We start from the raw sequence: 18,973 nt of genomic DNA, 5'->3' as shown, positions 1-18,973 counted from the left end.
GAGCAGCACAACAAGGAAGACACCTTCATGAGCATCATCTCTCAAGGCTGGCGCCTGGTCGCCGGCGTTGTGCTGGGCAGCGTTCTGCTGACCGGCTGCGGCACCCCGCACAAACCACTGTATCAGTGGGAAAGCTACCAGCCGCAGGTCAACGAGTACTTCAAGGGCCAGGCCAAGGAAGAACAGGCCATCGCCCTTGAGCGCGACCTGGAGAAGATCAAGGCCAAGAATGGCGCCGTGCCGCCGGGTTACCACGCGCAGCTGGGGCTGATCTATTCCAGCCTGGGCAAGGACGACCAGATGATTCAGCAGTTCCAGACTGAAAAGGCCTTGTTCCCTGAGTCGGCCAAGTACATGGACTTTCTCATGAACAACGCGCGCAAAGGAGCCAAGCAATGATCAAGCGGATCACCCAACTGATCGTCGGCGCCTGCGTGCTGGCCTTGTTCGCCGGTTGCGCCGAGCGCCGCAGCGTGGACTACTCGGCGTACAAGCAGGCGCGGCCCAAGTCGATCCTGATTCTGCCGCCGCTGAACCAGTCGCCGGACGTCAAGGCCACCTACAGCATGCTTGCGCAGGTGACCTATCCGCTGGCCGAAGCGGGTTATTACGTAATGCCGGTGGCGCTGGTCGACGAGACCTTCCGCCAGAACGGCATGACTACGCCGTCGGATATCCATGAGCTGCCGACCAGCAAGTTGCAGGAAATCTTCGGCGCCGATGCCGGCCTGTACGTGACCGTGAGTGACTACGGCACCCGCTACATGGTGCTCAGCAGCGCGACCATCGTTACCGCCAGCGCCAAGCTGGTCGACCTGAAGACCGGCACCACGCTGTGGACCGGTAGCGCCACAGCGTCCAGTGAGGAAGGTCGGCAGAACCAGGGTGGCCTGATCGGCATGTTGGTGATGGCGGCGGTCAACCAGGTCATCAGCAGCGTGCAGGATGACGCCGGCTACCCGATTGCCGGCATGACCAGCGCGCGGTTGCTGTCACCGTATCCGAACGGCGGCATTCTGTATGGCCCGCGCTCGCCCAAGTACGGTACAGACTGAATCCATTGTCTTGCGAAGGGGCGCGAAAGCGCCCCCAGCAATCCCAACTTGATCAGAAGCTGTAACGGGCCGTCAGTTTGACGTTGCGTGGATCGCCGTAGATGTCATACGGGCTGTAAGCGCCATTGGCCACACTGCTGTAGTAGGTGCGGTCGAACAGGTTGTTGAGGTTGACCTGCAGATCCAGCTGCTCGCTGGCTTGGTAACCCGCCACCAGACCGACCACGGTGTAGGATCCCTGCTGGTTCTCCCACGCCGTGCTACCCGTGCCGCCCGCGGTACGAATGCGGCTCTGCTGGTAGACATCTCCCCCCACCCGCCAGCGCTGCAACTCACCCGGCAGGGTGTAGATGGTCGACAGCTTGAACAGCTGACGCGGCTTGGTCCGATCAAAGTCCTCGCCTTCGCGAGCTGGATTGGCATCACTGACATATTTGGTCTGGGTATACGTATAACCGGCGGCAAGCTGCCAGTTGTCGGTCAATGCGCCCTGCACTTCCAGGTCGATACCACGGCTGCGGACCAACCCTGACGCTTCATAGCAGGCACTGGCGGCACCTGCGCCGCAGCCTTTGGCGTCGGGCAGTTCCTGGCCACGGTTTTTCTGGTCGATCTGGAACAGCGCCATGCTGGCGTTCAGCGCCCCCTCGAAGTACTCGCCCTTGATGCCAATCTCGTAATTCTCGCCCACCACCGGTGTAAGCACCTTCCGGTCCAGGCCCTTGCTGCTCTGCGGCTTGAAGATATCGGTGTAGCTGACGTACACCGAATGGTGGACGTCCAGATCGTAGACGAGCCCGGCATAGCGGGTCAGATTGCGGGTGACCTTGTAGCTCGCTTCGCTGTTTTTGCTGTCCTCGAATTCGTACCAGTCGACACGGCCGCCAACAATCAACGACAGCGGCTCGGTCAGACGCAGACGGGTGCTGGCGTAGACGCTGTCCTGAGTGGTGGTTTCGGGACGGCCGTAGGCGCCAGTATCGAAGTCCGGTTTGACATGCCCGCGTGGATTCCAGGCAAACAGGTTGGTGCCCGAGTCAAGAAAAATGCCCCAGGGCGTGGTTGAGCGATAATCCAGCTTGCGCTTGCTGACCCCAAAGGTCAGGTCATGGCTCTGGCCGAGCAACTGGAAGGGGCCATTGAGCGCCAGATCATAGCCGGTTTCCTTTTGCTGCATGTCTTCCGCCCACAGATAGTGGCGATTGTAGGCCCACACCGAAGAGGCCAACACTTCAGTTTCGGTGGTCGCCTGCATCGCGGCCATGCGCAGCGTCCAGTCATCGCCCAGCCCCTGCTCGAGAGTGGCGAAATAACCGGTAGTGCGGTCGTCCGAGTATTCCCAGTCGTGCCCCAGGAAGGTGTCGCGGGGTAGCCCCAGATGGCCGCCGCCACGGGCCATGGGCAAGCCGCCCCAAATGTAGTTGGTGTGGTTTTTCTGCCGGTAGGCGCCAACGGTCAGGGTGGTGCTGTCGCTGATATCGGCGTCTACCACGCCGTAGAAAAGGTCATGATCGCTCTCTACCGAGTCGCGAAAGCTTTTTGAGTCCTGTCGCGATACCACGGTGCGCGCGCGCAGGGTACCGTTCTCATTCAATGGGCCGCCGACGTCCAGCGTACCGCCGTAGTCGTCCCAGCTACCGGCGGTGCCGGTAAGGGTGGCCTGAAACTGATGGGTCGGGCGCTTGCGTACCAGATTGATCGCGCCCGCAGGGTTGCCCGCACCCTGGGTCAAGCCGGCAGCACCACGGACGATCTCGACCCGGTCATACATGGCCAGGTTGGCCTCGCCGCTGGGCACGTAGGTCAGCAAGCTGGTGGGAAAACCATCGTAGAGGACGTTGTCGACGTCAAAGCCGCGCGCACTGAAGCTGGGCCGGCCCGGGCCGCCAGAGTTGTTCAAAAACAATCCCGGCGCACTTTTGACCACATCGCTGATGCTGGTCATGGCCTTGTCGTCCATGCGCTTGCGAGTAACCACACTGACCGATTGCGGCGTCTCGCGTAGGGTCAGTGGCAGCTTGGTGGCTGTCTGCATGGCGCCTGTAGTGTAAGAACCGCTGTTCTCGGTGGTCTCGCCCAGGCCTTGGCCATGGATACTGGTAGCGCCCAGCTCAAGGCCGCTGCCAGCTTTCTGTGGGCTCAGCAGATACAGGCCATTACCCTGCGGCGCGGCTTGCAGGCCGGTCCCTTGCAGCAGTTGCTGCAGGCCGCCCTGCACACTGGCGGCGGCATTCAGGCCCGGGCTGCGCAAGCCTTCCACCAGCCCCGGCTCAATGGGCAGCGTGATACCGGCCTGGCTGGCGAAGTCAGACAGGGCATTGCTCAGGTTACCGGCTGGCACCTTGTACGTGCGCTGCTGCTGGGCAGCCTGCTCAGCAGCCTGCAGCGCCGCAGCAGTCAGGCCGCTGCCCGCGATGATCAAACCCAATGCAGCCGCGTGTACTGCCCGCGCCAGTGGTTGCGTGCCCTGCGTCGTCGCCATGTGTCCGTCCCTGCCCTGCAAAAGTGATGTAGTTATGGGAGGGACACGCAGCCTGAGAAAAACCCGCCAGCGATTTGCTAAACGTTCGCACGTGCCGTGACGGTGACCCAGTAGGCCGTTCGGTAAGTCACGCTGACCGGCAGAGTCTGGCTCAGGCCGCGCAGGATCTGGTCGGTGTCGCGCAGCTGAAACGTACCCGAGATCAGCAGCCCAGCGACTGCCGGATCACAGCGCAGGAGGCCGGAGCGATAGCGGCCCAGCTCGTTGATGAAGTCGTCCAGGCGCATTTTTTCTACACGCAGCGTGCCACTGAGCCAGTCCAGATGGTTCTGCGCCAGCGCCGTCGCGGGTTGCGCAGCCAGTGCGCTGATGTAGGTCTGCTGGCCGGCAGCCAGTCGCAACCGGCCTTCCTCACCTCGGGATAACTTCGGGCGCACTAGCGCGGCGCCATCCAGCGCAGCGAGATAGGTGCTTTGCGGGTACTGGCGCAGTACAAAGCGGCTGCCAAGCAGCTCCAACTGCGCTTCGCTGGTCTCGACAATGAACAGCCGACTGGACGGCTGGCGGGGCAGTTCGATGAGTATTTCGCCGGCGATCAGGCGTACCCGGCGCACGCTCTCGTCGTAGTCGATATTGATGGCGCTGGCGGTGTTGAGCTGGATCTGGCCACCGTCGGGCAAGGGCACATTGCGCTGCTCACCACTGGCGGTGCGCTGGTCCGCCTGCCACTCGCGCCAGGGCAGACTGCGGTAAGCGGTAACGCCCAGCGGAGCCGCAACGATCAGCAATGCCAAGGTCTTGAGCACCTGGCGGCGCTCGACCGCTCGTGGCCGCTCCAGGGCGGTGCGCTCGGCATCACCGGCGAGCAACTGCGCTTGGGCACTGAAGCGCGCGGCCAGTTGCCAGGCACGCTCATGGTCGGCATGACGCGCACGCCACTCCGCGCCAGCGGCGTGCTCGGCGGGCCCGGCAGCGCTGTGCTGCAGGCGCACAAACCAGCTGGCAGCTTCGCGAGCGATGCGCCGGTCGATCGGTGTGTTATTCATACGGCAGGTTTTCACTGGCGAGCACGATGCACTCTTCGAATGCGCGCGCCAGATAGCGCTGCACCGAGCGCAAGCTGAGGTCGAGCCGGCTGGCGATCTCTTCCTGGGTATACCCTTCAAGCTGCGACATCAGGAACGCCTGGCGGGTCTTGCCCGGCAACACGGCGAGCACTTGATCGATTTCGTCGAGGGCTTCGAGCACCAGCGCCTGATGCTCCAGCGACGGCGACAACGCTTCCGGCGTCAGCGCCAGAGCGTCCAGGTAGGCCTGCTCCAGCGAACGCCGGCGGTACAGGTTGAGGCTCAGGCGGTTGGCGATGGTCGCCAGATACGCACGCGGAGCGGTGACGCACGACGGCTCGCCAGTGCCGCTGCGCAGCAGCCGCAGGAAGGTATCCTGCGCCAGGTCGGCAGCGTCGGCGGCATTGCCCAGGCGTCGGCGCAACCAGCCCTGCAGCCAACTGTGATGATGGCTGTAAAGTTGATCGATGGCCTGATGCTGAGTATGAATCGCCGCTGAATTAGGATGCACAGGATATGACAAGCGCGAATGAGAATTGGTCTCATTCTACCAGCATAACCAGTGGCCCGCGCAAGCACGGGCCCTGCTGCGGGATCAGATCCCGTATTGCGCGCGGTACGCCTCGACCGCTGGCAAGTGCTGCTTGAGCTGCGGATCGTCAGCGAGGAACTCGAGCACCTGGGTCAGCGAAACGATGCTGACCACCGGGATACCGAAGTCGCGCTCCACTTCCTGGATCGCCGACAGCTCGCCGTTGCCACGCTCTTCGCGGTTGAGCGCGATCAGTACGCCGGCGGCTTTGGCCTGCTGCGCGCTGATGATCTGCATCACTTCACGGATCGCGGTACCGGCGGTGATCACGTCATCGATGATCAGTACATTGCCTTCCAGCGGTGCGCCGACCAGGCTACCGCCCTCGCCATGGGCCTTGGCCTCTTTGCGGTTGAAGCACCACGGCACGTCCAGCTGATGCTGGTCGGCCAGGGCGACCGCAGTGGCCGAAGCCAGCGGGATGCCTTTGTAGGCCGGGCCAAACAGCACGTCGAAGGGGATTTTGCTGTCGACGATGGCCGCCGCATAGCAACGTCCCAACTGCGCCAGTGCCGAGCCGCTGTTGAACAGCCCCGCATTGAAGAAGTACGGGCTGGTACGCCCCGATTTCAGGGTGAATTCACCGAAGCGCAGAACGCCGCGATCGATGGCAAAACGGATGAAGTCGCGCTGATACGGCTGCATGAAAAAGTCCCAGACACCACGGATTTAGCTAAATGAGTTGAGCTCGGGTATCATACACGCACGAGATTTTTGGGGCCATTTATGCGGATCATCAGTGTGAACGTTAATGGCATTCAGGCTGCAGCCGAGCGTGGTTTGCTCAGTTGGCTACAAGCCCAGAATGCCGACGTCATCTGCCTTCAGGATACCCGCGCCTCGGCCTTTGAACTCGACGACCCAGCTTTCCAGCTCGATGGCTATTTCCTTTATGCCTGCGATGCAGAGGTGCCCGCCCAAGGTGGTGTGGCGCTCTATTCGCGGATGCAGCCCAAGGCAGTCATCACCGGCCTGGGCTTCGAGACAGCCGACCGCTACGGACGTTACCTGCAAGCAGATTTCGACAAAGTCAGTATTGCCAGCCTGTTGCTGCCTTCGGGCATGAACGGCGACGAAGACTTGAACCAGAAATTCAAGTTGATGGACGATTTCGGCAAGTACCTGGACAAACAGCGGCGCAAGCGTCGTGAATACATCTATTGCGGCTCGTTCTACGTGGCGCAGCAGAAGCTCGACATCAAAAACTGGCGCGACAGCCAGCAGTCACCTGGTTTCCTGCCGCCCGAGCGGGCGTGGATGGATTCGATCGTGGGTGACATGGGTTATGTCGACGCGCTGCGTGAAGTCAGCCGCGAAGGCGATCAGTACAGCTGGTGGCCCGATAACGAACAGGCCGAGATGCTCAACCTGGGTTATCGCTTCGACTACCAGATCCTCACGCCAGGCTTGCGCCGCTTTGTGCGCAGTGCCCGCCTGCCGCGTCAGCCGCGGTTCTCCCAGCATGCGCCACTGATTGTGGACTATGACTGGACTCTGACGATCTGACATACACTGGGGCCGCTTTGCGGCCCCAGCGGTTACAACTGCAATCAGTCAGCCAAAGCCGCATTCTGCAGGTCGTAGATTTCGTTCATGCCTTTCTGCGCCAGCGCCAGCATGGCGTTGAAGTCTTCCGGCTGGAACGGTGCACCTTCAGCGGTACCCTGCACTTCGATGAAGCCACCCGCGCTGGTCATGACCACGTTGAGGTCGGTCTCGGCCGCGGAGTCTTCCAGGTAATCCAGGTCAAGCACTGCTTCGCCCTGATACATGCCTACCGATACAGCAGCGATCATGTGCTTGAGCGGGTTGCCGCCCTTGAGGCCGCCGCGCTTCTTGATCACCGCCAGGGCGTCGACCAGCGCAACCATGGCACCAGTGATCGAAGCGGTGCGGGTACCACCGTCAGCCTGGATCACGTCGCAGTCGACGTACAGGGTGACATCGCCGAGCTTGCTCATGTCCAGCGCAGCGCGCAGCGAGCGGCCGATCAGGCGCTGGATTTCGAGGGTGCGACCACCCTGCTTGCCACGGCTGGCTTCGCGCTGGTTACGCTCACCGGTCGCACGCGGCAGCATGCCGTACTCGGCAGTCAACCAACCCTGGCCCTGGCCTTTGAGGAAGCGCGGCACGCCGTTTTCGACGCTGACCGTGCAGATGACCTTGGTGTCACCGAACTCGACCAGTACGGAGCCCTCGGCGTGCTTGGTGTAGTTGCGGGTGATGCGGATCGAGCGGAGCTGATCGGCGGCGCGACCACTTGGACGTTTCATTTGGGATACCTGTACTGGGATTCGAATCTGCCGAGCATTATAAAGCCCGCAGCCCGGCGAGGACATGCCTATCGTCGCAGGCGCCAGCCTGTCGACTACTCCTAGCTGCGGCCAAGGCGATCGATGACACGGCCGAAATTGGGCGCGCAGCCCACTCTGCGTTACAATCGCGCGCCTTGCAGCCTGACCCGGCTGCCCCATCATTCTTATGCGAGGTAGTCCGCCATGGTGCACAGCATGACCGCTTTTGCTCGCGTCGAGCGCGCCGGCAGCCAAGGCACTCTGGTCTGGGAGCTGCGCTCGGTCAACCACCGCTACCTGGAGCCGCATCTGCGCCTGCCAGAAGCCCTGCGCGAGCTTGAAAGCGCGGTGCGCGAAGGCCTGCGCCAAGGGCTGTCACGGGGCAAGGTCGAATGTACCCTGCGCCTCAATGAAGACAGCACCGGCAAGCCGCTGCAGGTCGACCGCGAGCGCGCCGCGCAACTGGTCGCCGCCGCCGAAACCGTCGCCAGCCTGATCAAGCAGCCCGCGCCGCTGAACCCGCTGGAAGTGCTGGCCTGGCCCGGCGTGCTGGTGGCCGATGCCAGCGATCCGCAGGCCCTCAATGCCGAAGCCATCGCCTTGTTCGACGAAGCGGTGCAGGAGCTCAAGGCCGGTCGCCAGCGCGAAGGCCAGGAGCTGGCCCGGCTGATCAACGAGCGCCTCGACGGCATGACCAGTGAAGTGACTACCCTACGCGCGCTGGTGCCGCAGATGCTGGCGGTGCAGCGGCAGAAGATCCTCGATCGCTTTCATGACATGCAGGCCGAACTCGACCCGCAGCGACTGGAGCAGGAGATGGTCCTGCTCGCGCAAAAAAGCGACGTCGCCGAGGAGCTGGATCGCCTCAACACCCACATCACTGAAGTGCGCCGGGTGCTCAAGTCCGGTGGTGCTGCAGGTCGACGCCTGGATTTCCTCATGCAGGAACTCAACCGCGAAGCCAACACCCTTGGCTCCAAGGCATTCGACCCGCGCAGTACGCAGGCGGCGGTCAACCTCAAGGTGTTGATCGAGCAGATGCGTGAACAAGTACAGAACATCGAGTAAGGCCATCCCGACCATGAACCACTGCAGCGGCACTCTCTATATCATCTCGGCGCCATCTGGCGCGGGTAAGACCAGCCTGGTTACCGAACTCACGGCGATCACTCGGGAAGACACGCATATCCGCGTATCGGTCTCGCACACCACCCGTTCAATGCGACCGGGCGAAAAAGACGGGGTCAACTATCACTTTGTCGACCGCGAGCAGTTCCAGAGCCTGATCGACAAGGGTGACTTCATCGAGCACGCCGAGGTGTTCGGCAACTTTTACGGCACCTCCCGCAGCGCCCTGCAATCCACCCTGGATGAGGGCTTTGACCTGATTCTGGAAATCGACTGGCAAGGCGCCCAGCAAGTGCGCGAACTGATGCCTGATGCCCTGTCGATCTTCATCCTGCCGCCGAGCCAGGATGCGCTGCGCCAACGCCTGACCGGGCGCGGCCAGGACAGCGAAGAGATCATCGAAGGGCGCATGAAGGAAGCGGTCAACGAGATGGTTCACTACGACGAGTACGACTACGTGATCATCAATGATGATTTCGATGCGGCGCTGGCGGACATCAAAGCGGTATTCCGCTCCAATCGCCTGCTGCTTGCAAAGCAAAAGCAGCGCCATGGTGCGCTGCTCGAGCAATTGGTTGGCTGATCTGTCTTGGGGCCGATAGCGGCCCCAAATCACTTCACTCCTGCAGTTGCAGCTTGGCCTGCTGCTGCAAGGTGGCGCCGAGGAAGAACGCCGGCAGGCGCAGCCGCGACAGCAGCATCAGGCAGATGCCCAGCAGCGAGATGATCGCCGCAATCACGAACACCAGCCCCAGCCCACCCACATGCGAGCCGCTGCCAAAATCTGGCGAAGCGCTGTCGATTGCCGTGCGCACGAAGATCACCGACAGGATTGCGCCACCCAGCAACGGGCAGACGCCGCGCATGAGGAAGTGCCGCAGGCTGCTGAACAGGCTGCGGCGGAAGTACCAGACGCAGGCAAAGGCAGTCAGCGAGTAATAGAAGCAGATCATCATGCCCAGCGCGGTGATGGTGTCGGCCAGCACGTTCTCGCTGAGGGTACGCATGGTCACGTAGAACAGTGCTGCGGCAATGCCCGCGCAAATGGTGGCGTAGCGTGGCGTCTGCGAACGCGGGCAGACCTTGGCGAAACGCTTTGGTACCGCGCCGTAGTAACCCATCGCCAGCAACGTGCGCGCCGGCGAAACGAACGTTGACTGCAACGACGCTGCAGTACTGGCCAACACCGCAATCGACATGAGGATCGCCAACGGGCCCATGACCGGGCCGGCCAGGTGAGCGAAGACGTTTTCCTGAATGCGCGGATTACCCAGGCCCAGGCCGACATCACTGATCCCGGCGAACTGCAGCGTGGCGATGGCGGTGAGCAGATACAGGCAGAGAATCAACAGCACCGTCCAGGTCGCTGCCTTGCCCGGCACTTCATCGCTGCCGATCGACTCTTCACTGACGGTCAGGCATACGTCCCAGCCCCAGAAGATGAAGATCGACAACGACAAGCCCGCAGCGAACGCCGAGAACGACTCGACGCCGAAAGGGTTGAACCAGGCCAGGTCAAACGCCAGTGGTGGCGGCGCGGTGGTTTCGCCGAAGGCAGCAAAGGCGAAACCGATCAGCACCAGCAACTGCAAGGCCACCAGGCCGTACTGCACTGTCATGGTGGTGCCCATGCCGCGACAACAGATCCATACCGCCAGTGCAATGAACACGCAACAGGTGATGATGTTGATCAGCAGATTGTCGGCCAACGCCGCCAGCGATTGATCGCCAGTGATCTGCGCGAGGAACAGATAGAAGAAGTCCACCGCCACACCGGCCAGGTTGGACAGCACAATGGTGGTCGCCACCACCAGGCCCCAGCCGCCGATCCAGCCGATCATCGGACCGAACGCACGGGCCGACCAGGTGAACGAGGTGCCGCTGTCGGGTTCTGCCGCGTTCAGCTCACGGTAGCCGAGGGCAACCAACAGCATTGGCAGGAAGCCGACAATGAACACTGCTGGCAGGTGTGCGCCGACCTCACGCACGGTCGGGCCAAGCGCGCCGGTCAGGGTGTAGACCGGGGCAATGGTGGAAATGCCCAGCACCACGCTGGCCAGCAAGCCCAGCCGGCCCTTGGCCAGGCCTTTGCTGGCGCGAGGGGCGCTGCCGTCTGAAGCGGCCGCCGCACCGGGCGGGCGGCCGTTGTCTGTGTTTTCGCTCATGAGTATTCGCCGTCGATATTGGTATTGTTTTCACAGACCGCTGAGGGTCCGCTTTCACTCATTGAAAGCTTGCTGTCGGGGGTGAGTCATCCGAGACCTTCGGCTGACGTCAGACTGTTTTCTGGCGTGAAACCTCCCGCACAGCATGGGCCTTGCAGGCCTCGCGAAACGCCTTGAACAGGCGCAGCGAGACCGGGTTTTCGGCGAAACGCCACTCCGGGTGCCACTGCACGCCGAGCACCAGGCCCGGCGCGTCCAGCATCGACACCGCTTCGATCAGGCCATCCGGGGCCCGTGCTTCGACACGCAGGCCAGCGGCCAGACGGTCGATCCCCTGACTGTGCAGTGAGTTGACCTCGAACTGCTCAGGCAGGCCAAAACGCTCGAACAGCCCGCCCGCCTCAGTGCGCACCAGATGCCGAGGGCCGTATTGCTCCTCCAGCGGCGCGTCCTGCGGTTCGCGGTGGTCGAGGTAACCGGGCAGCTCCTGCACGCGCTGGTGCAGGCTGCCGCCCAGGGCCACATTCAATTCCTGAAAGCCGCGGCAGATACACAGCACCGGCACGCCGGCGGCGATGGCTGCGCGCAGCAAAGGCAGGGTCAGGCGATCACGCGCCTGATCATGGCGGGTGCCGGCAACGCTGGCGGCGCCATTGTAGTGGTGCGGCTCGACATTGGAAGGCGAGCCGGTGAAAACGATGCCATTGAGGATCGACAGCAGTGCCAGCGGGTCGCTGCCGACATCGCGCGCAGGCAGGATCAACGGGATCCCGGCATAGCCGGCCGCCTCCACGTACTTGTCGCCAACGGTGTGCGAAGCATTCTTGCCGACCTGCTGGCGGCAGGCGCTGACACCGATCAGAGGGACCACGTTTGCGCTCATGGGCTTACACCGTGTGCAGGTACCAGTTGTACTCGAGGTCGGAAATCGACACCTCGAACTCGGCCTGCTCGCTTTCCTTGCAGGCGACGAAGATGTCGATGTAGTCCGGGCTGATGTATTGGTTGAGGATCTCGCTGTCATCCAGCGCACGCAGGGCGTCGCGCAGGTTGTTCGGCAGGCTCTGTTCGAGCTGCTCGTAGGAGTTGCCCTCGATCGGCTCACCCGGCTCGAGCTGGTTGGTCAGGCCGTGGTGAATGCCGGCCAGGATCGACGCCATCATCAGGTACGGGTTGGCATCGGCACCGGCGACGCGGTGTTCGAGGCGCACTGCGTCACTGCTGCCGGTCGGCACGCGCACGGCCACGGTGCGGTTGTCCAGGCCCCAGCTCGGTGCATTGGGTACATAGAACTGCGCGCCGAAACGGCGGTACGAGTTGACGTTCGGGCAGAGAAACGCCATCGACGCTGGCATGGTTTCCAGCACGCCGGCAATGGCGTGGCGCAGCGGCGCGCTTTCGAGCGGGTCTTCGCTGGTGAAGATGTTCTTGCCGGTCTTTTTGTCGAGCAGCGAGATGTGCACGTGCAGGCCGTTGCCGGCCTGGCCTGGATAGGGCTTGGCCATGAAGGTGGTGTCCATCTCATGGTCATAGGCGACGTTCTTGATCAGGCGCTTGAGCAGGATCGCGTAGTCACAGGCCTTCATCGGATCAGCAACGTGATGCAGGTTGACCTCGAACTGCGCCGGGGCGCTTTCCTTGACGATGGCGTCGGCCGGGATGCCTTGCTCGCGGGCGGCTTCGAGCATGTCCTGCAGGCAGTCGACGTACTCATCGAGGTCGTCGATCAGGTATACCTGGGTCGATTGCGGGCGCTTGCCGGAGATCGGTGAGCGTGGCGGCTGCGGCCGGCCGTTGAGGTTGTCCTGATCGATCAGGTAGAACTCCAGCTCGAACGCGGCGCAGATATCCAGGCCCAGATCGTCGAACTTGCTCACTACCTTGCGCAGCACATCACGGGGGTCGGCGAAAAACGGCTCGCCTTCGATTTCGTGCATGGTCATCAGCAACTGCGCGGTCGGGCGCTTCTGCCATGGCTCGTAGCACAGGGTGCCAGGGATCGGATAGCAGACCCGGTCGGCGTCGCCGATGTCCAGGCCCAGGCCGGTGCTCTCCACGGTCGAGCCGTTGATATCGAGGGCGAACAGCGACGCCGGCAAATTGATGCCACGCTCGTAGACCTTGTGCAGGCTGGCACGCTCGATACGCTTGCCGCGAACCACGCCATTCATGTCGGAGATCAGCAGATCAACGTACTGGATGTCCGGATGCGCCTTGAGAAAGTCGGACATCTCGCTGGAAGTGCTGGCGCGCGGGTTTACCGACGTCATGGTGTACATCCTTTGGGTGTGGAGCGGCGATGTGGAGAGATACGGCTGGCGCCTCATGGGCGACGATGGATGCTGCTGTTGTTCTTTTCACTGTCCCATCGTGGGGATTGTCGGCCCGACGGGGTGCATTGATTCCCGCAGGCCGTTTCACTATAAAATGGCCTCAACGCAACAGACATTGGCATTTCGGCAAGCAGAGCGTGCACCAATGCAATATCAGATAACTCATGCCGACCTTTCGCTAGTCTTGGCACTTGAGCGCGGTCGCTCGCTGGCCAAGGCCGCAGAGCTACTCAAAGTCGACGTTTCGACGGTGTTCCGCTCGATTCGCCGCCTGGAGTCGGCGTTGGGCACCGCGCTGTTCGTCAAAAGCCGCAAAGGCTACCTGCCCACCGACACTGCCCAGGCCCTGGCCGAGCAGGCTGAACGTGCCGAGCTGGCACTGGAAGCGGCAAGGATTGCCCTGACCAGCGGTGAGCAGGTGGTCAGCGGCACGGTGCGCCTGACCTGTACCGAGGCCGTTTTGCACAGCCTGCTGCTGCCGGCACTGGCGACGTTCATGCCCAATTACCCGGCGCTGTCGCTGGAGCTGGGCACCTCGAACACTTTCGCCAACCTCAGCCGGCGCGACGCCGACATCGCCCTGCGCCTGACCAACAACCCGCCGGAGCATCTGGTCGGACGCTGCCTGGGCTCGACCTCCTACGTTATCTGCGGCCATGCCGCCCTGCGCGAGCGGCTCGAGCAGTCGGTCAGCAGCGTGGCCTGGATCGCGCCGGATGACTCGATGCAGGACCACCCCACGGTGGTCTGGCGCAACCAGCAGTATCCCGGCCTGAACCCGCGCTACCAATGCAGCGGCATGTCGACCATCGCGCAGCTGGTGAGCACCGGCCTGGGCGTGGCGGCGCTGCCCGATTACATGGTCCACGACATGCCTGATGTCGAGGCGCTGAGCGCACCGCTGGCAGGCTGCGACACGCAGTTGTGGCTGCTGACACGCCCCGATTGCCGTGCGCTGCGCTCAGTGCAGACGCTGTTTGAGGAGCTGACCCCACATTTGCGCGCAGCATTGTTGCGATAAGCCGTTTGCGGCTGTTGTATTGCAGCCCCGGAAACCGTTATCGTCAGCGCTATCGAGGCGTCTGAAACGGTGCTTTCGCGCTGCGGGCCGGCCTTTGCGGGCCAGGCCAAAGCGGCATGATCGAGGCGGTTTCAGGACTGACGGGCAAGGCTGGCTATAAAACAGCCCTTCCCTATTGGCTGGTGATTTTTTAAACTACCCAGTCCACCGCCCATTATGGGCTGTACGCCCTACCGCATTGCTACTGAGGAAGACCATGGCCCGCGTAACTGTAGAAGACTGCCTGGAACACGTGGATAACCGCTTTGAGCTGGTCATGCTCTCCACCAAGCGCGCCCGTCAGCTGGCCACCGGTGGTAAAGAGCCACGCGTTGCATGGGAAAACGACAAGCCTACCGTTGTTGCCCTGCGCGAAATCGCTGAAGGCATCATCACCAACGAATTCTTGGCTGCCGAAGAGATCGTCACCGAAGATCCGGTATTCGCCGCGTTCGAGGACGAGTCCAACGAGGCTGTCTGATTGATGCCAGGTCGACGTCGCGCGGCAACCGGACTTCTTCCTCGGCAGGAGGTATACCCATGCCGAGCATAGACACCCTCGCCGAACGGCTATCGACCTACCTCGGTCCGGACCAGGTCAACCTGGTTCGGCGAGCCTATTTCTACGCCGAACAGGCGCACGATGGGCAGCGCCGCCGCAGTGGCGAACCCTACGTGACTCACCCGCTGGCAGTTGCCGGCATCCTCGCCGACATGCACATGGACCATCAAAGCCTGATGGCGGCCATGCTGCACGATGTGATCGAAGACACCGGCATCGCCAAGGAAGCCCTCAGCCAGCAGTTTGGCGAGACGGTGGCCGAGCTGGTCGATGGGGTCAGCAAACTGACCCAGATGAACTTCGAGACCAAGGCCGAGGCGCAGGCCGAAAACTTCCAGAAGATGGCCATGGCCATGGCGCGGGATATCCGCGTGATCCTGGTCAAGCTCGCCGACCGCCTGCACAACATGCGCACCCTGGAAGTGCTGTCGGGCGAAAAACGCCGACGCATTGCCAAGGAAACCCTCGAGATCTACGCTCCGATTGCCAACCGCCTGGGCATGCACAATGTGCGCGTAGAGTTCGAAGACCTTGGCTTCAAGGCGATGCACCCGATGCGCTCGGCGCGCATCCACCAGGCAGTCAAGCGCGCCCGCGGCAACCGCAAGGAAATCGTCGCCAAGATCGAACAGTCCCTGGCCAATTGCCTCGGCAGCGACGGCATCCAGGGCGAGATCAGCGGCCGCCAGAAACACCTCTATGGCATCTACCGGAAGATGCGCGGCAAGCGTCGCGCCTTCAACGAGATCATGGACGTGTACGCGTTTCGCATCGTCGTCGACAAGGTCGACACCTGCTACCGCGTGCTCGGCGCTGTGCACAACCTGTACAAACCGCTGCCGGGGCGCTTCAAGGATTACATCGCGATCCCCAAGGCCAACGGCTACCAGTCGTTGCACACGACCCTGTTCGGCATGCACGGCGTCCCCATCGAAATCCAGATTCGCACCCGCGAAATGGAAGAGCTGGCCAACAACGGCATCGCTGCGCACTGGCTGTACAAGTCCAACGAGGAAGAGCAGCCCAAGGGCAGCCACGCCCGCGCCCGTCAGTGGGTCAAAGGCATCCTCGAGCTGCAGCAACGTGCCGGCAACTCGTTGGAATTCATCGAGAGCGTGAAGATCGACCTGTTCCCGGACGAGGTCTACGTGTTCACCCCGAAAGGGCGAATCATGGAGCTGCCCAAAGGCTCCACCGCTGTCGACTTTGCCTACGCGGTGCACACCGACGTCGGCAACAGCTGCATTGCCTGCCGCATCAACCGCCGCCTGGCGCCATTGTCCGAGCCCTTGCAGAGCGGCTCGACGGTGGAAATCGTCAGTGCCCCGGGCGCACGGCCGAACCCGGCCTGGCTCAACTTCGTGGTCACCGGCAAGGCGCGCACGCACATCCGCCACGCGCTCAAGCAGCAGCGCCGCTCCGAGTCGATCAACCTTGGCGAGCGCCTGCTGAACAAGGTATTGACCGGCTTCGACAGCAGCCTGGAAAAGATCCCGCAGGAACGTGTCCAGCCGATCCTCAACGAGTATCGCCTGGAAGTCATCGAAGACCTGCTCGAAGACATCGGCCTGGGCAATCGCATGGCCTACGTGGTCGCCCGTCGGCTGCTCTCGGCTGAAGGCGAACAGCTGCCAAGCCCGGAAGGCCCGCTGGCCATCCGCGGCACCGAAGGCCTGGTGCTGAGCTACGCCAAATGCTGCACACCGATCCCGGGCGACCCGATCGTTGGCCATCTGTCGGCCGGCAAAGGCATGGTCGTGCACCTGGAAGACTGCCGCAACATCAGTGAAATCCGCCACAACCCGGAGAAGTGCCTGCAGCTGTCCTGGGCCAAGGATGTCACCGGCGAATTCAACGTCGAGCTGCGCGTCGAGCTTGAGCACCAGCGCGGCCTGATTGCCTTGCTCGCCAGCAGCGTCAACGCCGCCGACGGCAACATCGAGAAAATCAGCATGGACGAACGCGATGGCCGCATCAGCGTGGTCCAGCTGGTGGTCAGCGTGCACGACCGCGTGCACCTGGCTCGTGTGATCAAGAAGTTGCGCACCCTGACCGGCGTGGTCCGCATCACCCGCATGCGTGCGTAAATCCGCCAACCGCAAGGAGTCACCATGACCAAGACCGTCATCACCAGCGACAAGGCCCCCGCCGCCATCGGTACTTACTCCCAGGCGATCAAGGCCGGCAACACTGTCTACATGTCTGGCCAGATCCCGCTGGATCCGACCACCATGGAGCTGGTCGAAGGTTTCGAAGCGCAGACCGTTCAGGTGTTCGAGAACCTCAAGTCGGTGGCTGAAGCTGCCGGTGGTTCGTTCAAGGACATCGTCAAGCTGAACATCTTCCTGACCGACCTGAGCCACTTCGCCAAGGTCAACGAAGTCATGGGCCGCTACTTCGAGCAGCCTTACCCGGCGCGTGCCGCCATCGGCGTGGCAGCTCTGCCCAAGGGCGCCCAGGTCGAAATGGACGCCATCCTCGTCATCGAGTGATGCCTGAGGTGACGGGCGCCCTGCCCGTCACCCTCCTCTGCCTGAAGGTCTCCCCACCATGCGTCACGCCCTGCCCCTCGCGCTGGCAGCCCTGATTCTGGGCGGCTGCTCCAGCCACAAACCTGAAGACTACAACGGCACCTGGATCAACCAGGCAGCCATCGACGCCGCCGCCAAAGGTGGCAGCCTGCGCCAGGCGCTGGCAGCCAACGGCCCGGTGTCGGAAGTCCGTGTCGACGTCGCCAGCCAACAGGCTAGCTACCTCTATAACGGCTACGAGAACGTCAACGGCCGCCTGCGCCTGAGCGACAAGCAATGGCAAGTCGACTTCGACGGCGGCCCAAGCGCGCCACTGCAGCTCAAAGGCAAGGAGCTGGTTACCGTTACCGAAAGCGGCAAAGAGCAGGCATTCAGCAAGGCGCTGACGCCAGCCGCTGCCGATACACCGGTCGGTAGCACCTTCGAGAAGGCGCTATATGGCGCGTATCTGGGTGGCAACTGGAAGATCATCGAAGGCACCGGCAAAGGTGAGACCGTGCAGTTCAGCGACACCGGCAGCGTAACCGGGCTGCCCGGGCCGAATCGCTATGCGCTGTGCCTGGGCGGCGATTGCGCGACCATGGGCGGTGCCAACGACAGCCTGTGGCTGGAGCGCGATCAACGTGGCGCGCCGTTTATCTTCAAGCACAGCGGTGACCAACTGGAGATTTTCCAGGCTATCAACCGTGCCCAGCCGGACGAGATGCCGCAGCTGGCGCCCGGGCCGCGGCAGTGGTTGCTGGAACGTAGCTGATAGTAGGTGGCGTTGGGGCCGCATTGCGGCCCCAGCGATTACTGGGTCCACCCTAAGGCTTGGCTGCCCCCCCGCAAAATCGCCGCATAGCCTTCCTTGTAACTCGGATACACCGGCGCCCAACCCAATGCTCGCGCCCGGGCATTGCTGCAGCGCTTGCTGCCGGTGCGGCGCACGCGCTGTTCGTCCGACCACTGGGTAACGCCAAGGTACTCGCGCAACCAGGCGACCACATCGGCTAGCGGCGCCGGGTCGTCGTCGACGCCGATATAGCAGTCTTCCAAGGTAACGCCACGGACATCCGCGGCGAGCAGATAGGCCAGCAGGCTCGCTGCGTCCTCAGCGTGAATCCGGTTGCCATACAGTGGCGGCTGCTGGGCAACCCGGTAGCCCTGGCGAACCTGGCTCAGCAGCCACTCACGGCCCGGCCCGTAGATGCCGGTCAGGCGCACCACGCTGGCGGGAATGCCGCTTTTCAACGCCACTTGCTCGGCTTCAAGCATGATTTTTCCGGAATAACCCGTAGGCTCGGTCGGCGCCGTTTCGTCGACCCACTGGCCATCCTGCTGAGCAAACACACTACTGCTGGAAACAAACAGCAGCCGCCGCGGTTGTTGCCCGCGCGCCTGCAACCAGCTGAGCACATTACGCAGGCCATCGACGTAAGCCGCCTTATAACCGGCTTCGTCATGTTGACTGGCAGCCACGCAGTACACCAGATAGTCAGGTGCACGCTCAGGCCAGGCCGCAGGAATCTGCGCATCAGTGAGGTCAGCTGCGACGGGCTGGACGCCTTCCGGCAATTGATCGATCGAACGCCGCAGGCCGCTCACATGCCAGCCACTGGTAAGCAGTTGCAGGGCCAGTCGGCCGCCGACATCGCCGCAGCCGACGATCAAAGCAGACAATTCCGACATCATTCAGCTCCACTGATAAAGGATCAGGCTAGC

The 18,973-nt window shown here is 62.5% G+C and carries 19 protein-coding genes; 10 read left to right on the top strand and 9 right to left on the bottom strand.

Features of this window, described 5'->3' with window-relative positions:
* Window positions 1-27 precede the first annotated feature (27 nt).
* Together IDM28_RS23275 and IDM28_RS23270 are read left to right on the top strand one after the other, a co-directional pair.
* The gene (locus IDM28_RS23275; protein ID WP_188036955.1) at window positions 28-399 is read left to right on the top strand and encodes a DUF4810 domain-containing protein; all 372 of its coding nucleotides are present in this window, start codon (window positions 28-30) and stop codon (window positions 397-399) included.
* On the top strand, window positions 396-1,055 hold the full coding sequence (locus IDM28_RS23270) for a DUF799 domain-containing protein (protein WP_101322884.1): 660 nt from the start codon (window positions 396-398) through the stop codon (window positions 1,053-1,055). Before IDM28_RS23275 ends, IDM28_RS23270 begins: the two co-directional genes overlap by 4 nt.
* Before the next feature lie 52 nt (window positions 1,056-1,107).
* On the opposite strand, the gene IDM28_RS23265 is transcribed toward IDM28_RS23270, so the two are convergent.
* From IDM28_RS23265 to pyrE, 4 genes are all read right to left on the bottom strand, one after another.
* Window positions 1,108-3,537 carry a TonB-dependent siderophore receptor gene (locus tag IDM28_RS23265; RefSeq protein ID WP_188036954.1) on the bottom strand — a complete coding sequence of 810 codons (2,430 nt, stop codon included), beginning with the start codon at window positions 3,535-3,537 and terminating at the stop codon, window positions 1,108-1,110.
* Window positions 3,538-3,614: 77 nt separating this feature from the next.
* On the bottom strand, window positions 3,615-4,583 hold the full coding sequence (locus tag IDM28_RS23260; protein ID WP_150571445.1) for a FecR domain-containing protein: 969 nt from the start codon (window positions 4,581-4,583) through the stop codon (window positions 3,615-3,617).
* The gene (locus IDM28_RS23255; protein ID WP_150571455.1) at window positions 4,576-5,094 is read right to left on the bottom strand and encodes a sigma-70 family RNA polymerase sigma factor; all 519 of its coding nucleotides are present in this window, start codon (window positions 5,092-5,094) and stop codon (window positions 4,576-4,578) included. Before IDM28_RS23255 ends, IDM28_RS23260 begins: the two co-directional genes overlap by 8 nt.
* A gap of 105 nt (window positions 5,095-5,199) precedes the next feature.
* Complete coding sequence (pyrE, locus tag IDM28_RS23250) at window positions 5,200-5,841, bottom strand: orotate phosphoribosyltransferase (RefSeq protein ID WP_101322883.1); 642 nt, start codon at window positions 5,839-5,841, stop codon at window positions 5,200-5,202.
* Window positions 5,842-5,922: 81 nt separating this feature from the next.
* Here pyrE and IDM28_RS23245 point away from each other — a divergent pair, with 81 nt between their 5' ends.
* Window positions 5,923-6,702, top strand: coding sequence for an exodeoxyribonuclease III (locus tag IDM28_RS23245; protein ID WP_101322882.1), 780 nt, complete (start codon window positions 5,923-5,925; stop codon window positions 6,700-6,702).
* 44 nt (window positions 6,703-6,746) lie between these two features.
* Here the strand turns inward: IDM28_RS23245 and rph are convergent, their stop codons facing one another.
* On the bottom strand, window positions 6,747-7,469 hold the full coding sequence (gene rph, locus IDM28_RS23240) for a ribonuclease PH (protein ID WP_101322881.1): 723 nt from the start codon (window positions 7,467-7,469) through the stop codon (window positions 6,747-6,749).
* A gap of 225 nt (window positions 7,470-7,694) precedes the next feature.
* On the opposite strand from rph, the gene IDM28_RS23235 reads away from it, so the two are divergent.
* Window positions 7,695-8,558 (top strand): YicC/YloC family endoribonuclease, encoded by an 864-nt coding sequence (locus IDM28_RS23235; protein WP_150571444.1) that lies wholly within the window; start codon window positions 7,695-7,697, stop codon window positions 8,556-8,558.
* Window positions 8,559-8,571: 13 nt separating this feature from the next.
* Window positions 8,572-9,201: a guanylate kinase gene (gene gmk, locus IDM28_RS23230; protein ID WP_188036953.1), complete on the top strand. Its 630-nt coding sequence runs from the start codon at window positions 8,572-8,574 to the stop codon at window positions 9,199-9,201.
* A 34-nt stretch (window positions 9,202-9,235) separates the two neighbouring features.
* On the opposite strand, the gene IDM28_RS23225 is transcribed toward gmk, so the two are convergent.
* From IDM28_RS23225 to IDM28_RS23215, 3 genes are all read right to left on the bottom strand, one after another.
* Window positions 9,236-10,783 carry an APC family permease gene (locus IDM28_RS23225; protein WP_101322878.1) on the bottom strand — a complete coding sequence of 516 codons (1,548 nt, stop codon included), beginning with the start codon at window positions 10,781-10,783 and terminating at the stop codon, window positions 9,236-9,238.
* A gap of 109 nt (window positions 10,784-10,892) precedes the next feature.
* A complete protein-coding gene (locus IDM28_RS23220) occupies window positions 10,893-11,666 on the bottom strand; it encodes a gamma-glutamyl-gamma-aminobutyrate hydrolase family protein (protein WP_101322877.1) in 774 nt (257 codons plus the stop codon).
* A 4-nt stretch (window positions 11,667-11,670) separates the two neighbouring features.
* Window positions 11,671-13,053 (bottom strand): glutamine synthetase family protein, encoded by a 1,383-nt coding sequence (locus IDM28_RS23215; protein WP_188036952.1) that lies wholly within the window; start codon window positions 13,051-13,053, stop codon window positions 11,671-11,673.
* Window positions 13,054-13,261: 208 nt separating this feature from the next.
* On the opposite strand from IDM28_RS23215, the gene IDM28_RS23210 reads away from it, so the two are divergent.
* The 5 genes from IDM28_RS23210 (at window position 13,262) to IDM28_RS23190 (ending at window position 18,023) form a co-directional block, all read left to right on the top strand.
* Entirely contained in the window at window positions 13,262-14,137 is an 876-nt protein-coding gene (locus tag IDM28_RS23210; RefSeq protein WP_188036951.1) for a LysR family transcriptional regulator, read from the top strand.
* A 256-nt stretch (window positions 14,138-14,393) separates the two neighbouring features.
* On the top strand, window positions 14,394-14,657 hold the full coding sequence (gene rpoZ, locus IDM28_RS23205) for a DNA-directed RNA polymerase subunit omega (RefSeq protein ID WP_101322874.1): 264 nt from the start codon (window positions 14,394-14,396) through the stop codon (window positions 14,655-14,657).
* Between the two features lie 59 nt (window positions 14,658-14,716).
* On the top strand, window positions 14,717-16,825 hold the full coding sequence (gene spoT / locus IDM28_RS23200; protein ID WP_188036950.1) for a bifunctional GTP diphosphokinase/guanosine-3',5'-bis pyrophosphate 3'-pyrophosphohydrolase: 2,109 nt from the start codon (window positions 14,717-14,719) through the stop codon (window positions 16,823-16,825).
* Window positions 16,826-16,849: 24 nt separating this feature from the next.
* Entirely contained in the window at window positions 16,850-17,230 is a 381-nt protein-coding gene (locus IDM28_RS23195) for a RidA family protein (RefSeq protein WP_101322872.1), read from the top strand.
* 58 nt (window positions 17,231-17,288) lie between these two features.
* Complete coding sequence (locus IDM28_RS23190) at window positions 17,289-18,023, top strand: hypothetical protein (protein WP_150571442.1); 735 nt, start codon at window positions 17,289-17,291, stop codon at window positions 18,021-18,023.
* A 38-nt stretch (window positions 18,024-18,061) separates the two neighbouring features.
* Here IDM28_RS23190 and IDM28_RS23185 read toward each other — a convergent pair whose 3' ends face one another.
* On the bottom strand, window positions 18,062-18,940 hold the full coding sequence (locus IDM28_RS23185) for an NAD-dependent epimerase/dehydratase family protein (protein ID WP_188036949.1): 879 nt from the start codon (window positions 18,938-18,940) through the stop codon (window positions 18,062-18,064).
* Window positions 18,941-18,973 lie beyond the last annotated feature (33 nt).

It is taken from the genome of Pseudomonas sp. EZ-C24, from assembly GCF_014525325.1.
In the GTDB taxonomy this organism is placed as follows: Bacteria; Pseudomonadota; Gammaproteobacteria; order Pseudomonadales; family Pseudomonadaceae; genus Aquipseudomonas; species Aquipseudomonas shirazensis.
The sequence above is the reverse complement of the archived record's forward strand: the minus strand, read 5'-3'. Positions and strand labels throughout refer to the sequence as shown.

Bases quoted from the DNA above. Each gene is read 5' to 3' on its own strand.
- IDM28_RS23275 (WP_188036955.1), top strand. From the start codon at position 28: ATGAGCATCATCTCTCAAGGCTGGCGCCTGGTCGCCGGCGTTGTGCTG.
- IDM28_RS23270 (WP_101322884.1), top strand. From the start codon at position 396: ATGATCAAGCGGATCACCCAACTGATCGTCGGCGCCTGCGTGCTGGCC.
- IDM28_RS23265 (WP_188036954.1), bottom strand. From the start codon at position 3,537: ATGGCGACGACGCAGGGCACGCAACCACTGGCGCGGGCAGTACACGCG.
- IDM28_RS23260 (WP_150571445.1), bottom strand. From the start codon at position 4,583: ATGAATAACACACCGATCGACCGGCGCATCGCTCGCGAAGCTGCCAGC.
- pyrE (WP_101322883.1), bottom strand. From the start codon at position 5,841: ATGCAGCCGTATCAGCGCGACTTCATCCGTTTTGCCATCGATCGCGGC.
- IDM28_RS23245 (WP_101322882.1), top strand. From the start codon at position 5,923: ATGCGGATCATCAGTGTGAACGTTAATGGCATTCAGGCTGCAGCCGAG.
- rph (WP_101322881.1), bottom strand. From the start codon at position 7,469: ATGAAACGTCCAAGTGGTCGCGCCGCCGATCAGCTCCGCTCGATCCGC.
- IDM28_RS23235 (WP_150571444.1), top strand. From the start codon at position 7,695: ATGGTGCACAGCATGACCGCTTTTGCTCGCGTCGAGCGCGCCGGCAGC.
- gmk (WP_188036953.1), top strand. From the start codon at position 8,572: ATGAACCACTGCAGCGGCACTCTCTATATCATCTCGGCGCCATCTGGC.
- IDM28_RS23225 (WP_101322878.1), bottom strand. From the start codon at position 10,783: ATGAGCGAAAACACAGACAACGGCCGCCCGCCCGGTGCGGCGGCCGCT.
- IDM28_RS23220 (WP_101322877.1), bottom strand. From the start codon at position 11,666: ATGAGCGCAAACGTGGTCCCTCTGATCGGTGTCAGCGCCTGCCGCCAG.
- IDM28_RS23215 (WP_188036952.1), bottom strand. From the start codon at position 13,053: ATGACGTCGGTAAACCCGCGCGCCAGCACTTCCAGCGAGATGTCCGAC.
- IDM28_RS23210 (WP_188036951.1), top strand. From the start codon at position 13,262: ATGCAATATCAGATAACTCATGCCGACCTTTCGCTAGTCTTGGCACTT.
- rpoZ (WP_101322874.1), top strand. From the start codon at position 14,394: ATGGCCCGCGTAACTGTAGAAGACTGCCTGGAACACGTGGATAACCGC.
- spoT (WP_188036950.1), top strand. From the start codon at position 14,717: ATGCCGAGCATAGACACCCTCGCCGAACGGCTATCGACCTACCTCGGT.
- IDM28_RS23195 (WP_101322872.1), top strand. From the start codon at position 16,850: ATGACCAAGACCGTCATCACCAGCGACAAGGCCCCCGCCGCCATCGGT.
- IDM28_RS23190 (WP_150571442.1), top strand. From the start codon at position 17,289: ATGCGTCACGCCCTGCCCCTCGCGCTGGCAGCCCTGATTCTGGGCGGC.
- IDM28_RS23185 (WP_188036949.1), bottom strand. From the start codon at position 18,940: ATGTCGGAATTGTCTGCTTTGATCGTCGGCTGCGGCGATGTCGGCGGC.